12 protein-coding genes and 1 pseudogene are annotated in these 13,477 nt (G+C 71.9%); 4 read left to right on the top strand and 9 right to left on the bottom strand.

The window, feature by feature from the left end; all coding sequences use genetic code 11:
- Positions 1–136: 136 nt before the first annotated feature.
- Together PV796_RS35625 and PV796_RS35620 are read right to left on the bottom strand one after the other, a co-directional pair.
- Positions 137–1,012 (bottom strand): hypothetical protein, encoded by an 876-nt coding sequence (locus PV796_RS35625; RefSeq protein WP_274917875.1) that lies wholly within the window; start codon positions 1,010–1,012, stop codon positions 137–139.
- A 122-nt stretch (positions 1,013–1,134) separates the two neighbouring features.
- Positions 1,135–1,254 (bottom strand): annotated as a pseudogene (locus PV796_RS35620) (VOC family protein); the annotation flags it as partial.
- 209 nt (positions 1,255–1,463) lie between these two features.
- On the opposite strand from PV796_RS35620, the gene PV796_RS35615 reads away from it, so the two are divergent.
- The gene (locus PV796_RS35615) at positions 1,464–4,820 is read left to right on the top strand and encodes a molybdopterin-dependent oxidoreductase (RefSeq protein WP_274917874.1); all 3,357 of its coding nucleotides are present in this window, start codon (positions 1,464–1,466) and stop codon (positions 4,818–4,820) included.
- On the opposite strand, the gene PV796_RS35610 is transcribed toward PV796_RS35615, so the two are convergent.
- Complete coding sequence (locus PV796_RS35610; RefSeq protein WP_274917873.1) at positions 4,817–5,653, bottom strand: endo-beta-N-acetylglucosaminidase H; 837 nt, start codon at positions 5,651–5,653, stop codon at positions 4,817–4,819. The two genes, PV796_RS35615 and PV796_RS35610, sit on opposite strands and share 4 nt — an antisense overlap.
- A 330-nt stretch (positions 5,654–5,983) precedes the next feature.
- On the opposite strand from PV796_RS35610, the gene PV796_RS35605 reads away from it, so the two are divergent.
- A complete protein-coding gene (locus tag PV796_RS35605; protein WP_342456940.1) occupies positions 5,984–6,577 on the top strand; it encodes a SixA phosphatase family protein in 594 nt (197 codons plus the stop codon).
- Positions 6,578–6,699: 122 nt separating this feature from the next.
- Positions 6,700–7,245, top strand: a complete 546-nt coding sequence (locus tag PV796_RS35600) for a hypothetical protein (protein WP_274917871.1) — start codon at positions 6,700–6,702, stop codon at positions 7,243–7,245.
- Between the two features lie 78 nt (positions 7,246–7,323).
- On the opposite strand, the gene PV796_RS35595 is transcribed toward PV796_RS35600, so the two are convergent.
- Positions 7,324–7,656 carry an SHOCT domain-containing protein gene (locus PV796_RS35595; RefSeq protein ID WP_274917870.1) on the bottom strand — a complete coding sequence of 111 codons (333 nt, stop codon included), beginning with the start codon at positions 7,654–7,656 and terminating at the stop codon, positions 7,324–7,326.
- Positions 7,657–8,028: 372 nt separating this feature from the next.
- A complete protein-coding gene (gene ftsH / locus PV796_RS35590; RefSeq protein WP_274917869.1) occupies positions 8,029–9,960 on the bottom strand; it encodes an ATP-dependent zinc metalloprotease FtsH in 1,932 nt (643 codons plus the stop codon).
- A 204-nt stretch (positions 9,961–10,164) separates the two neighbouring features.
- Here ftsH and PV796_RS35585 point away from each other — a divergent pair, with 204 nt between their 5' ends.
- On the top strand, positions 10,165–10,743 hold the full coding sequence (locus PV796_RS35585; protein WP_274917868.1) for an Rv1733c family protein: 579 nt from the start codon (positions 10,165–10,167) through the stop codon (positions 10,741–10,743).
- 129 nt (positions 10,744–10,872) lie between these two features.
- Here the strand turns inward: PV796_RS35585 and PV796_RS35580 are convergent, their stop codons facing one another.
- The 4 genes from PV796_RS35580 to PV796_RS35565 form a co-directional block, all read right to left on the bottom strand.
- Positions 10,873–11,628 (bottom strand): SDR family oxidoreductase, encoded by a 756-nt coding sequence (locus tag PV796_RS35580; protein ID WP_274917867.1) that lies wholly within the window; start codon positions 11,626–11,628, stop codon positions 10,873–10,875.
- Between the two features lie 151 nt (positions 11,629–11,779).
- Positions 11,780–11,929, bottom strand: a complete 150-nt coding sequence (locus tag PV796_RS35575; RefSeq protein ID WP_274917866.1) for a hypothetical protein — start codon at positions 11,927–11,929, stop codon at positions 11,780–11,782.
- 226 nt (positions 11,930–12,155) lie between these two features.
- A complete protein-coding gene (locus tag PV796_RS35570; RefSeq protein ID WP_274917865.1) occupies positions 12,156–13,025 on the bottom strand; it encodes an NAD(P)H-binding protein in 870 nt (289 codons plus the stop codon).
- Complete coding sequence (locus PV796_RS35565; protein WP_274917864.1) at positions 13,022–13,465, bottom strand: nuclear transport factor 2 family protein; 444 nt, start codon at positions 13,463–13,465, stop codon at positions 13,022–13,024. Before PV796_RS35565 ends, PV796_RS35570 begins: the two co-directional genes overlap by 4 nt.
- Positions 13,466–13,477: the final 12 nt, after the last annotated feature.

Genomic DNA, 13,477 nt, shown 5'->3' with positions numbered 1-13,477 from the left:
CGCGAGGACCTCACGCCCAGTCCCCGGCCCACTGCGGCCGCGTCTCACTGCTACTGGTGATCAGGCGTCAACTGGTGTCGTACGGAGGCGAGAAGCCCCACCCGAAGCGCCTCCAGCAGGTCGGCGATCGGACAGATCAGGGTTTCCAGGGGAGGCGGAGGGCTTCCAGTCCGGGCGCGTTGAAGAGGGCTTCGATCAACGGGGTGGGACCTGCGACCTTGGTGCCGTGCAAGTCGAAGTGGGTGTAGGTAACCCAAGTCCGGTCTTCGGGCCAGATGTTGGAAGGGCTGTAGGCCATCAGGTCGGGATGATGGTAGAGGTCGCGGGCGTCACCCAGGCGGCCGGTGAGCACCGTGGGGACGTGGTAGTAGAACATGTTCCGGCAGAAGTGGACCAGACAGCGGGTATCCGGACCGTCCGGGCTGTATTCGATGAGCACGTCGAGCAGTTGGTGCCAGGTTTCCCAGTCGAGGCTGCCCTCCGTCGACCACAGGACGTTGTCCGGACTCCGATGCGTCTTACCGCGGCATGAGCGCAGTTGGTAACGGTCGGGATAGGAGCCTTCCTCGACGACCGGGTCGCCGACGCGCTCGGCCAGTTCAGACCAGCGCAGGCGCTGCCAGTGGGGCTTTGGGGGGACGCTCCAGTCCGTTTCGTCGCCCTCGTCCCCGTCCCCGTCCCCGGCGCTCCCGTTACCTGCCCCGGCCCCAGCCTCGGCATCAGCGTCGGCCGGTGTGGCCGGGCGGCGCCGCAGGTCCTCGTACATGGCGTGCAGGATCCAGGCACTGTCGGGGAGAGCTGGCGGTTCGAAACCGAGGAGGCCGTCGTCGCCGGACAGCTCGGCCAGCCAGCGCGTCTCGGCCTCGGCGGAAACGCGCGTCCAGTTGGCGAACGCCGCGGCCTCCTCGGGGGTCAGGGCCTGTGCCGCCCTCCTTGCCTTGTCGTCCGCGAGGACGTTCCGTAGCACGGAGGGCACGTCGTCCATGTCGGGAAAGCCGTAGATGTCTTGCATACGAACATTCTCGCAAGCCTTGGATCCGCCCGGAGACGCGGCCGGCGAGCCAGGCTTGGGAGCATGCTTCACGAAGCGGCCGAGGAAGGGGCAGACGCGTGGCCGCTCACTCGCCCCCAGTCGATCGCGAGGAATGGGCCCCGTTCCTCGGTGATTTCGAGGTCCAACGGGTCCGCAAAGAATGCGGCGGACTCCCGGTTGTCCCGGGCGTGGACGATCATGTGGTTCAAGTCGACTGACAGGGGACGCCTCCGGGGGCATGTCCCGACGTCTCCACGCTTCGCCCAGTCGGCGACCGGCGCGCGATGTCACCGTCGACCCTAGCGGTCGGCGACTCCGCCACTCAACGACTTCACCGCTCACCCCTTGATCGTCATACCCCCCAGGGGTACCGTGATCGAAGTCGACAAGGAACACGAGCCCATCAACCCCACCGGGAGACCTGAAGCTCATGACCGAGACGCGTGGCTACTGCACCCTCTGCAAGTCCCGCTGCGGCGCGATCTACCAGATCGAGTCGGGCGCGCTGATGGGCGTGCGCCCGGACCCCGACCACCCCACCGGCGCGGCGCTGTGCCCCAAGGGCCGGGCCGCCCCCGAACTCGTCCGCAACCCGGCCCGACTGACCCGTCCGCTGCGCCGCACGACACCGCGCACCGACCCCAACCCCCGCTGGCGGGAGATCAGTTGGGAGGAGGCCATGGCGGAGATCGGCGAACGCCTGGCGCACTTCCGGGACACCACCGGGCCCGAGAGCGTCGCGTTCTCGGTCACCTCCCCCAGCGCCACTCCGATGAGCGACTCCATCGAGTGGGTGGAACGTTTCATCCATCTCTACGGCAGCCCCAACATCTGCTACGGCACCGAGAACTGCAACTGGCACAAGGACTTCGCGCACGCCTTCACCTTCGGCACCGGCCAGCCCTCCCCCGACTTCCCCGCCACCGACCTGACGGTGCTCTGGGGGCATAATCCGGCCAAGACCTGGCTGGCGCGCTCGGCGGCCCTCGCCGAGGCGCGCGCCCGCGGGGCCCGGCTCGCCGTCATCGACCCCCGCCGGACCACCAGCGCGATGCAGGCCGACCACTGGCTGCGGGTCAGGCCAGGCACCGACGGTGCCCTCGCGCTCGGGCTCGCCGACCTCGTCCTGCGCCGCCACGGCGGCGACCAGGACTTCCTGCGCTCCTGGACCAACGGCCCGCTCCTGATACGCGAGGACGACGGCCGCTTCCTGACCGCGGACGAACTCGTCCCCGGCCAGGCCGGTTTCGTCGTCTGGGACGAGGCCGCCCGCGGCCCCGAGGTCTACGACACGGCGTTCGCCGCCACCGCACCCCACCGCTTCGCGCTCCGCGGCAGCTACCGGGTCCGCACCCGCTCCGGCACGCTCACCTGCCGGCCCGCCTTCCAACGCTATCTCGACGCCGTGACCGCCTGGCCGCTCCAACGCACCGTCGACGTAACGGGAGTTGACGCCGCCGCCCTCACCGCCTTCGCTGATGACGTGGCCACGGCCCGGTCGGTCAGTTACGGCACCTGGACCGGGGTCGGCCAACACTCCGACGCCACCCAGACCGACCGCGCCATCGCCACCCTGTACGCCCTCACCGGCAGCTATGACGCCCCCGGCGGCAACGTCGTCCTGCCGCAACAGCCCCTCGCCGCTACCGCCCGACCCCTCGCCACCGAGCAGGCGGCCAAGGCACTGGGACTGGCCGAACGTCCCCTCGGCCCACCGGCGTCCGGCTGGATCACCTCGCGCGACCTGTGCAGGGCCGTCATCGACGGCGACCCCTACCCGGTGCGGGCCCTCGTCTCCTTCGGCGGCAACATGCTGCTGTCCCAACCCGACCCCCAACGCACCGCACAGGCCCTGCGGCAACTCGAATTCAGCGTCCACATCGACCTGTTCGAGAACCCCACCTCGCGATTCGCGGACCTCCTGCTGCCCGCCAGCACACCCTGGGAGCGGGAAGGTCTGCGCGCCGGCTTCGAGGGCTCCCACCAGGCCCAACAGCGCGTACAACTACGCCCCCGGATGCTCGACCCGCTCGGCGAGACCCGTTCCGAACTCGACCTCGTCTTCGACCTCGCGGGCCGGCTCGGCCTCGGCTCGGAGTTCTTCGACGGCGACATCGAGGCCGCCTGGAACCACCAACTCCAGCCCCTCGGCCTGACGGTGGACCAGCTCCGCCAGGCACCCGGCGGCATCGACGTGCCGCTGCCGATGCGGTACCGCAAGTACGCCGAGACCGGGCCCGACGGGCGGGTGACCGGCTTCGCCACCCCCACCAGGCGCGTCGAGCTGTACTCGCAGCGCCTCCTCGACCACGGCTACTCCCCCGTGCCCGAGCCGGCCGCCCCGCCCACCGACCCCACCTTCCCCCTGACCCTGACCTGCGCCAAGAACGGCTACTACTGCCACAGTCAGCAGCGCGGGCTGTCCTCCCTGCGCAAGCGCTACCCCGAACCGCTCGTCGAGATCGGCGAGCGGGTGGCGGCCGACCGCGGCATCGGCCACGACGACCTGGTGGAAATCAGGACCCGCAACGCCACCGTCCGGATGCGCGCCCGCATCGAGCCCGGCCTGCACCCCGACACCGTGCTCGCCGACTACGGCTGGTGGCAGAGCTCCCCGGACCTCGCCCTGCCCGGCTCCGATCCCCTGGCCGACGGCGAACAGAACTACAACCTCCTCATCGACGACGCCGCGCACGACCCGGTCAGCGGCTCGGTGCCGCTGCGCGGCACCGCTTGTGACCTCCGGCGCGTACCGACCCAATCCTGGGACGGTGCACGGGAGTTCGTCGTCGACACGACCCATGCGGTGACCGACGAGATCCGCGAGCTGCTGCTGCGTCCCGCCACCGGCGGCTCCCTCCCCGCCTTCCGTCCCGGACAACACATCACCCTCGCCCAGGCAGGCAACCCCACCACCACCCGCGCCTACTCCCTCACCGGCCCGGCCCGCGACGACGCGCTGGGGGCCTACCGGCTCGCCGTCCGACGCGTCGACGGCGGCACCCTCTCCCCCGTCGTCCACCGCGACCTGGCCCCAGGCACCCGCGTGCTCGTCACCGCCCCCTCGGGCGTCTTCGCGATCCCCACCGACCACGACCTGCCGGTGGTCCTGCTCGCCGCCGGCGTCGGCATCACCCCCTTCCTCGGCTACCTCGAAACCCTGGCGGCCGACGGCGGTTCGGTGCCCCAGGTCGTCCTGCACTACGGCAACCGCAACCGCCGCACCCACGCCTATGCGACCCGGATCGCGGAACTGCAGCGGTCGATCCCCCAACTCACGGTCATCGACCACTACAGCCGCCCCGACGCCGCGGACCGGCCCGGCGAGCACTACACCACCACCGGCCGCATCGGCGCACACCACATCGACCCCGAACTCATCCGCCGCCGCGCCCGCTTCTACCTCTGCGGCCCGCAAGACATGATCGACGCCCTGACCGGCGGGCTGACCGCGCGCGGCGTACCGAAGTTCGACATCTTCGCCGAGCGGTTCCACGCCACCCCACGCACCGTCGGCCTCCCCCCGAACGCCACCGCAACCGTCCGTTTCGCCCGCTCGCAGCGCGAGTTGACCTGGAGCAGCGGGGACGGCACCCTGCTCGAACTCGGCGAGAAGGCGGGGCTCCCGCTCCCCAACGGCTGCCGCCTCGGCCAGTGCGAAAGCTGCGCCCTCCCCCTCCTGCACGGCCAGGTCGCCCACCTCGTCGCCCCCGCCGACGACCTGCCCGAGGAGCAGATCCTCACCTGCCAGGCCGTCCCCCTCACCGACATCGAACTGGACGCCTAGGCCGAGCCCCCGAGGTAGGTGACGTCGCTGCCGTACAGCGGCTTGGTGACGGAGGAGAGGTACGTGCTGACGTCGGCGTCGGGAAGGTTGTAGGTGTTGAAGACGCCGTAGCCGTTGTCAACGGTCTGCTGCGCCAGGCCGTTGGCCTCCTCCGTCGAGGTGTTCTGGATGTCGATCGCGGCCGGGCCCAGGTGTGCCTTGTCCAGATGGGGCACGGCAGGCACGCCCCAGGTGCCGTAATAGGGATTCCAGCTGTAGTTGAGCAGGTCGCCGACCTCGATCCCGTCGTAGGACAGGGTCTGTGAGGCGGGCCCGATGAAGTACAGGGAGAGGATCTTGTCCTTCGGCAGTTCGTTGCGCACCGCCCTGACCAGGTAGGGGAACGACCAGGCATTCGGCTGCCCCGGGCCGCTGGTGGGGTAGTCCGCGTACTCGTCGTCGAAGTCGATGCCGTCCAGGCCGTAGGTGGTCACCGCCTTGGCCAACTGCGCCGCGAACGCCTTCGCGGCGCCCTCGTCGGCGAAGTTGGCGAAACCGACCCCCTGGTGGTTGCCGAGGACGGACAGCAGGACCTTGATGCCCTTGGCCTGGAGCGGGGCGATCTCCTTGGCGGCGTTGTCGAGGACCGCCTTCACTTGTTCGTTGAAGGACAGGTAGGCGCTCTTCCCATCGGAGTTGATGTTCGCGGCGAAGATGATGCCGATGTCGAAGACCTGGGCGCCGTTCGAGGTCAGGACGTACTTGCCGACGTTGGCGATGCTGGCGTTGTTGACCTCGACATAGGCATTGGTGATCGGGCCGGTCTTCGCGCCTGCGGTGGCCGGAGTGTTCACGGGCAATCCCCTCTGATGGGCTGTCAATTCACGCCAACTTACGTGGACTGGTGGAACCTTGGGCGTGCGCACTCACCGTCTCAGGTACTCGCCACAACACGTCAAGTGTCAGCCACAAACGCCTGGTTGGCGCACCGACCGGTCCACCTGCTCCGCCTGGCGCACTGGAGCGCCCACCTGGCTGCCGAGCAAAATCCAGCGGGTAGTGTGCGGGCAACGCCGGCTCGGCGGAGGCTCTGTGGCGTGGGCCGGTTCTCCTGAGGTTGGTTTCCCTGACGTGAGGGCGGTTCTTCGTTGAGTGTTCCCGGTAGTGCACACACCCGCTTGATCGTGTTGCGGCACGCGAAATCCGCCTGGCCGGAGGGGGTGCCCGATCACGAGCGTCCGCTCGCGGGCCGGGGCCGTCGGGACGCCCCGGCGGCCGGCCGTTGGTTGCGGCAGCAGCACTGCGCCCCGGACGTGGTGCTCTGCTCGACGTCACGCCGCACCCGCGAAACCTGGGAGCGGGTCGCCGGGGAACTCGGTACGACGGAGCAGGAACAGACACCCCGGACTCCACAGCCACTGCGACCCACCGCGGCGTCCCAGGCGCCTTGTCCGGGGCTTGCCGCGCACCCGGCCCCGGAGGTGGTCTTCGAGCCGCGGGTCTACCAGGCGAGCGGGGCGGCCTTGTTGGAGGTGGTCCGGGCGGTTCCGCAACGGTGGCGGACGGCGCTGTTGATCGGCCATCTACCGGGCGTGCAGGACCTGGTCGTCTCGCTCACCGGCGGCGGGGACGACGAGGCGCTCGCGCGGGCCCGGGAGAAGTTCCCCACCTCGGCGCTCGCGGTGCTGACGCTGCCCGGCGAGTGGGCCGACCTCGCGCCGGGCTGCGCGGAGCTCACCGACTTCGTCGTGCCCCGCGGCTCCAAGGACGGTGCGTGAGCCCCGAGGGCGGTGCCTGACGGCCGGGCCGTTGAGGCGCCGCCGGACGTTCACCCCCATGGTCCGCACGCCCCCGCGGGCCCGTCGTGCGGACCGGGCGGTCCCCGGTGATCCTGTGGGACATGGCGGAAGGCGCAGGCACCGAGGGCCCGGCGGACGACAGCGAGCGAGGGCTTCGCGCCCGGCCGGACGAGCCGCACGCGCCCCGCGCCGATTACGGGGGCGCGGTCTACGGCTCTCTCCAGGCCGCCTCCGTCGTGGCCGGTACCGCAGCGTTCGGGCCGTTCCCCCGGAGCGGACTCGCCCTGCTCCTGGTCGTCACCGGTCTGGTCTTCTGGATCGCGCACGTCTACGCCCGACTCGTCGGCGAACTGGCCTCGTACCGGCACCTGACCTGGGCCAGGATCACGCACGTGGCAGGCCATGGATGGCCGATCGCGCAGGCCGCGCTGGCGCCGGCGATCGCCGTGGTGATCAGCCCGCTGCTGGGACTGGACCTGCCCGGGACCGCGTGGTTCGCGCTCGCGGTGGCCGTGGCCGAGCAGATCGGTTGGGCGAGCACGGCCGCGATCCGCGCCGGCGCCTCGCACCGCCTGGTGGTGGCCTCGGCCCTGGTGAACCTCGCGCTCGGCCTGGTCATCGTGGTCCTCAAGGCGGAGTTGCACTGAGGGAGACCGGCCGCGGGGAGGGAAGAACGGGCCCCGGTCGTCGCTGGCGCTCCTGCGCCGCGGGTGCGTAGCGCCGCCTCACCCGCCCGGTGCGTCCGGTTCCGTCGGGCCGCCGTGAGAGGCGCGGAGCACCGACAGTCTCCGCTGGTACTCCTCGTCCTCGATCTCGCCTCGGGCGTACCGCTCGGCGAGGATCTGCTCCGCCCCGGCCGGCCCACCGGGCGCGGGACCGCCCGGACGCCAATCGGGGTGGCCGCGGCTCTCCCCGCCCCTGCCATACGCCCCCGGGCGGACCAGGGCGCGGAAGATCAGTACGACGACCGTGAGCACCAGCGCCCAGAACAGGACCATGCCAACGGTGACGGCGAGCCACCCCCAGCCGCCGCCACCGTGCCCGTACCAGAACATCATGGGACCTCACCTTCCGGCTCGAAGCGGAGCGCGGGCCCGTACGAGGGCCCACGCGTGCACGGATGCCCTCCCCTCAATTCTCCCTCGCGGAGCCGGACCCGGGCGCATGCTGGAGGTGAGGGGCGGGGGCCGCCGCAGCGCCGCCCCACCGGGCCGGCCGTCGCGGTGGTGGCGATGCGCCTTACCGTCCTCGACTCCCTCTACGAACCGCTGTTCCTGGACGCCCGGCGCCGCTCGGCCTCGTCGCCGCGCCTGTGGACGGGGCCGGAGCCGCCGCAACTTGCCCTGACCGAGGGCGAGTTGCGCCGCGCGGGAACGAGGACCACGGCGCGTTGCTGCGGTGCGCGGACCCCCGGCGGCGGTAGGCCCGCCTTACGGGGTGCCGCCGCCCGTCCCCGCCTCCGGCTGCTGTCGCAGTACGTCGAGGACGACCGTGCCGTCGATGGTCTCGCGGGTGGTGAGCAGGTCGGCGAGGCGGTCCAGGGCCGGGCGGTGGTCGCGGAGCAGGGCGACGGCGCGTTCCTCGGCCTCCCGGACCAGGCGGGCGACCTCCTCGTCGATCAGGCGCTGGGTCTGCTCGGAGTAGGGGCGGTGCAGGCCCTCGCCGGGGCCCTCTTCGCCGAGCCGGTGGGCGACGCCGGTGGTGGCGTAGCCGACCGGGCCGAGGGCCGGCGAGAGGCCGAAGTCGCGGACCATGCGGCCGGCGATCTGGGTGGCCCCGGCCAGGTCGTCGGCGGCGCCGGTCGAGCCCTCGCCGAAGACCACGAGCTCGGCGGCCCGACCGCCGAGCCGGACGGCCAACAGGTCGGTGAGATAGCCCTCGCTGTAGAGGTGCCGTTCGGCCTCCGGGAGCTGTTCGGTGGCGCCGAGCGCGGGGCCGGAGGGCAGGATGGTGACCTTGGCGACCGGGTCGGCCTGCGGGCACAGCGCGGCCACGAGGGCGTGCCCGGACTCGTGGACGGCGACGGCCTGGCGTTCCTCCGGTAGCAGGGCGTTGGAGGTCTCCCGGCGTCCGAGCAGCACCCGGTCCCGGGCGCTGTCCAGGTCACGGGCGGTGATGACGGTGGCGCTCGCGCGCACGGCGTGGATGGCGGCCTCGTTGAGGAGGTTGGCGAGGTCGGCGCCGGAGAAGCCGGGGGTGGCGCGGGCGATGATGTTCCAGTCGACATCGGGCGCCAGTTTCTTGTCGCGGGCGTGGACGGCGAGGATCGCCGCGCGTTCGGTCTGGTTGGGCAGCGGGACGGTGACGTGCCGGTCGAAGCGGCCGGGCCGCAGCAGCGCCGGGTCGAGGGCCTCGGGGCGGTTGGTGGCGGCCAGCACCACGATGCCGCTGCTCTGGTCGAAGCCGTCCATCTCGGCCAGGAGTTGGTTGAGGGTCTGCTCGCGCTCGTCGTTGCCGCCGAGCCGGATGCCGCCGCGGCGGCTGCCGACGGCGTCGATCTCGTCGATGAAGATGATCGACGGCGCGCGCTTGCGGGCCTCGTCGAAGAGGTCGCGGACGCGGGAGGCGCCGACCCCGACGAACATCTCCACGAACGCCGATCCGGTCACCGACAGGAACGGCACCGCCGCCTCACCGGCGACGGCCCGGGCGATGAGCGTCTTGCCGGTGCCGGGCGGGCCGACCATGAGCACCCCGCGCGGGCCCTGGGCGCCGACCACCGCATACCGCTCGGGGCGGCGCAGGAAGTCGACGACCTCGCTGATCTCCTGTTTGACGCCCTCGTAGCCGGCGACGTCGTCGAAGCGGGTGGTGGGCCGCTCGGCCTCGATGATCTTGGCGCGGGAGCGGCCGATGCCGCTGAGCCCGCCGCTCAGCGTGCGCGCGGCCTGCCGCCCGGTCCACAGGAACAGCGCACCGAGGAGGAACAGCGGCAGCAGCACGAACGCCAGCGGCCCCACCCAACTGGCGCCGCCGTTACTGCTGGCCGCGTTGATGTCGACGTTCTTGTCGCGCAGTTGGTTCTCCAACCCGGTGTTGCCGAGCGCGGTGGGAATCCGGGTGGTGAACTCCCGGCCGTCCTTGAGCTTCCCGGCGACGGCGCCCTTGTCGTCGATGTCGACGACCTTGACCTGCCCGGCGTTCACCTTGCCGAGGAACGCGCTGTAGGAGAGGACGGCGCCCGAGGGCTGGTGCAGCCGGCTCAGCAGCAGGACGAACACCGCGATCAGGACGATCGGCAACAGCCACGGCCGCCAGGCAGGGGTCCGTGGCGCGGCGGGCGGCTTGGGCGGCTCCCGCGGCGGCCCCGGCTTCGCCGAACGCGTGGCATGGCGCCCCGGCAGGCGCACTGCGGTGATCACGACGGCTTCCCTACGGCTCCCGCTTCCATCGTGCTCCGGGATCGCGAGGACCGTTCCCGGCCTGCGAACGTTTCCCCTGTCCACCTTCCACGATCGACCGTTCCGCCCCGTTCCGCAGGGCGGGCCGGCCACCGCGGTCCGTCGTGGTGTGGGAGGTGGCGCCCAGGTGTGGGACGCTCGAAGAGCAGGCGAAGGGGGTGCGTGATGCCTCTTGCTCAGCCCCGCCCGCCCTGGCGCCGAGGTCCTTTGCGGCGCGGCACGGACGTGGCGCAATCCTGGTTGGTGCTGGCCACGGGGGTGCTCATCGCCGTGGCGGCGCCGGCCGCGGGGGTGGCGGCCGGCAATGCGGTGGACGCGGCGGCGAACCGGCAGAGCGCCGGCTGGCACACGGCCTCCGCGATGATCGCGCGGGAGCCCGCGACCCGGATCAGCGGCGTCGACAGCGGGAGCGCCACCGGCGACCGGGTGCGGACGACGGTGCGCTGGACGGCGCCGGACCACACCGTGCGGACCGGCGAGACCAACGTGCCGCCCGGCGTCCACGTCGGTGACCGGACGACCGTGTGGCTGGACCGGAACGGGATGTTGGTGCGCAACCCCAGCACCCCGACGGACTCGCTGGCCGAGAGCGTCGTGGCCGGCACCGTGGTCGCCTCCGGCACCGGGTTGCTGCTCTTCGGCGCGGAGAAGACCGGCGTCCGGCTGATCGACCGCCGGCGCTACGCGCAGTGGGAGAAGGAGTGGGCGGAACTGGACGCCCGATGGCGCCATCACCAGCAGTGACTCCACGCCAACCGGCTTGCGCCACCGCCCACATGGCGACCGCGGACCGCCGCTGCGACCCCGACCAACGCCCCAGGGGCCGGCACCCACACCGGGACCGGCCCCACCCCCGCTCTCTCCCGATCCCGCTCAGCGCGTCGTGTACCCGCCGTTGACGAAGAGGGTCTGCCCGTTGAGCCACCAGCCCTCGGTCATCAGGAAGACCACATAGGGCGCGATCTCCTCGATCTTCGTCAACTCGCCGTTCATCGACGAGGACTTGTGGAACGCGACGGAGTCGTCGGTCTCGGCCGGGTAGAAGAACGAGGTGTCCATCGGGCCCGGGGCGATGTTGTTGACGTTGATGTTGCGCCCGAAGAGCTCCTTGGACAGCGCGCGGGTGAAGTGCTCGACCGGCGCCTTGCTGCCGGCGTAGACCGAGTACAGGCCGGTGTAGGCGGCCAGCAGCGAGGTGACGACGGTGATGATCGAGCCGTCGCGGTCGATGCGCTTGGCGGCCTCGCGCATCATGAAGTAGGCGGCCTTGGAGTTCACCGCGAACATCCGGTCGTACTCGGCCTCCGAGGTCTCGGTCACCGGCTTCTTGATCACCATGCCCGCGGTGTTCACGCTCGCGTCCACCCGCCCGAACGCGTCGATCGCGGCGTCGAAGAGTCCCTCGACGCCGGCCACCTTCGTGAGGTCCGCCTGGTGGGTCACCGCGTCCCCGCCCGCCTGCTTGACCGCGGCGGCGGTCTCCTGCGCGTCGGCGCGGGACGAGTCGCTGTTGTAGTGCACCACGACCTTCGCGCCGTGCTCGCCGAGCTGCCGGCTGATCAGGCCACCCAGATTCCTGGAGGCCCCGCCGACCACGACGACCTTGTCCTTGAGCGTACGAGCGGGCATCACACATCTCCTCAGCGCAACGATGTCCGGCCCCACGCGCGCATGCCGGCGCACACCCGCGCCCGCACGCCCCGCCGATCCCCTCCCGCGGACGACGCGCGGCCACTCCGACGACGCTATGCAGGCACCCAGGTGATCGCATCCGCAGGCATCATCCGTGGCCACCCGCCCGGACCCGTCGACGCCCGGGCCGCCGGCCGGCCTCCTCGGGCGGGCCGGCGCCGGTGATCAGGACGGCGCGGGCGGACCGGGCGGACCTGGGGAGCTGTTCGGCCGCGCCCTGTCCGACGACCGCGTCCACTCCTCCCTGCGGACCGCGTGGGAATCGCCGGGCCGCCCGCGTCCGCCCCGGAGGGCCCGCTCGCGCTGGAGGACGCCCGGGGTGCCAGTGCACCGATCGACTCGGTCCCGCTGCCGGCGGCCGGCCTCCCTGGAACTGCTGCACCGCGCCTACCGGGAGGGACCGCTCACGTCACCGTGAGGGCGGGGGCCGGGAGTTGGTGCGGAGCACCGTCAGCTCGCCGCCATCAGCAGCCCTCGGACAACCCGCCGTTGGCCCACTCCGTCGCATGGTCGCGGACGAACTCGGCGAAGGGCCGGGGTGGGCGGCCGGTCAGGTCGAGGACCGCGGTGCTGACCACGTCCTCCCGGCCGCCCCTGATGTCGGCGTCCACGGCGGCGAGGGCGGCGGCGAACTCGGCCGGCAGGCCGGAGGCCCGCAAGCGGTGCGCCAACTCGTCGACCTCGACGTGCAGTACGCGGACCGGCCGGCCGGTGTGGGTGGTGAGGATCGACGCGGCGTCCTGGTAGCTCAGCGCCTTCGGCCCGGTGAGCAGGTGGTCGTGCCGGTCGTCGGACTCCGGGTCGGGGTCGGTCAACAGGGCGGAGGCGGCGGCCGCGATGTCCCGCGCGTCGATCCAGCCGAGCCGACCGTCGCCGGCGGCGGTGCGGATCTCGCCGTGCCGCCGGATCCGCTCGCCCAAGGGGTGCGGGCTGAGGAAGTTCTGCATGAACCCGGAAGGCCGCAGCACGACCCACCCGGGCCGGACCCGCATCCGGTCGGCCAGCTCCAACGGGCCGGGGGCGTCCGGCAGTACGGCGGCGGAGCCGAGGAGCACCACCCGGCGCACGCCGAGCCGTTCCGCCTCGGCCAGGAACGGCGCCACCAGCGGCAACGGGTCCACGGTGCGCAGCGGAGGCACCAGGTAGACCCGGTCCGTCCCGCGCAGCGCGGCCCGGTGGGTGGTCGGGTCGTTCCAGTCGAACCGCACCGCGTCGGGGTCGTCGGCGGACGGGTGGCGACTGGCCACCCGGACCGGTACGCCGCTGCCGCGCAGCAGTTCCGTCAGCGCGCTACCGGTCTTGCCGGTGCCCCCGGTGATCAGTACGCCGGTCATCGCGTGGCCTCCGAGCGCAGCGAGTCGAGCAGTTCGGGCAGGCGGCCGGCCGCGGAGGCGGTGGCCAACGGGCTCCAGTAGTCCCGGTAGTGGGTGACCAGGCCGCCGCGGACGGTGATCACCGCGATGTAGTCCAACCGGTAGGGCGCGCCGGTGCGCACCGTGAGCCCGTCGGCGGTGAACTCCACCACGATGGTGTCCGGCCGTTCCGTGCGATGGACGGTGACCGCCGGTACGGCCCGCACGTCCATCCGTTGCGGGTAGTCGGCCAGGTAGGCGCGGATCGCCTCCCGTCCGGCCAACTGCCGTGGCGCGGCCCCCACGGCGAACGGGAACGCGGCGGTGCCGTCCTCCGCCCACAGGTCGGCAACGGCGTCCATGTCCTTGGCCAGCAGCAGGTCCAGCAGCCGACGGAAGGTCTCCTCGGGGGTGCCTGGCACGGTGGTCCTCCG

Origin of the sequence: Streptomyces sp. WZ-12, from assembly GCF_028898845.1 — a bacterium.
Taxonomy (GTDB): Bacteria; Actinomycetota; Actinomycetes; order Streptomycetales; family Streptomycetaceae; genus Streptomyces.
Note: the sequence above shows the minus strand (reverse complement) of the source record. Positions and strands in the feature narration are given on the sequence as shown.

Coding starts and splice junctions, on each gene's coding strand:
- PV796_RS35625 (WP_274917875.1), bottom strand. CDS start 1,012: ATGCAAGACATCTACGGCTTTCCCGACATGGACGACGTGCCCTCCGTG.
- PV796_RS35615 (WP_274917874.1), top strand. CDS start 1,464: ATGACCGAGACGCGTGGCTACTGCACCCTCTGCAAGTCCCGCTGCGGC.
- PV796_RS35600 (WP_274917871.1), top strand. CDS start 6,700: ATGGCGGAAGGCGCAGGCACCGAGGGCCCGGCGGACGACAGCGAGCGA.
- PV796_RS35595 (WP_274917870.1), bottom strand. CDS start 7,656: ATGATGTTCTGGTACGGGCACGGTGGCGGCGGCTGGGGGTGGCTCGCC.
- PV796_RS35585 (WP_274917868.1), top strand. CDS start 10,165: ATGCCTCTTGCTCAGCCCCGCCCGCCCTGGCGCCGAGGTCCTTTGCGG.
- PV796_RS35580 (WP_274917867.1), bottom strand. CDS start 11,628: ATGCCCGCTCGTACGCTCAAGGACAAGGTCGTCGTGGTCGGCGGGGCC.
- PV796_RS35570 (WP_274917865.1), bottom strand. CDS start 13,025: ATGACCGGCGTACTGATCACCGGGGGCACCGGCAAGACCGGTAGCGCG.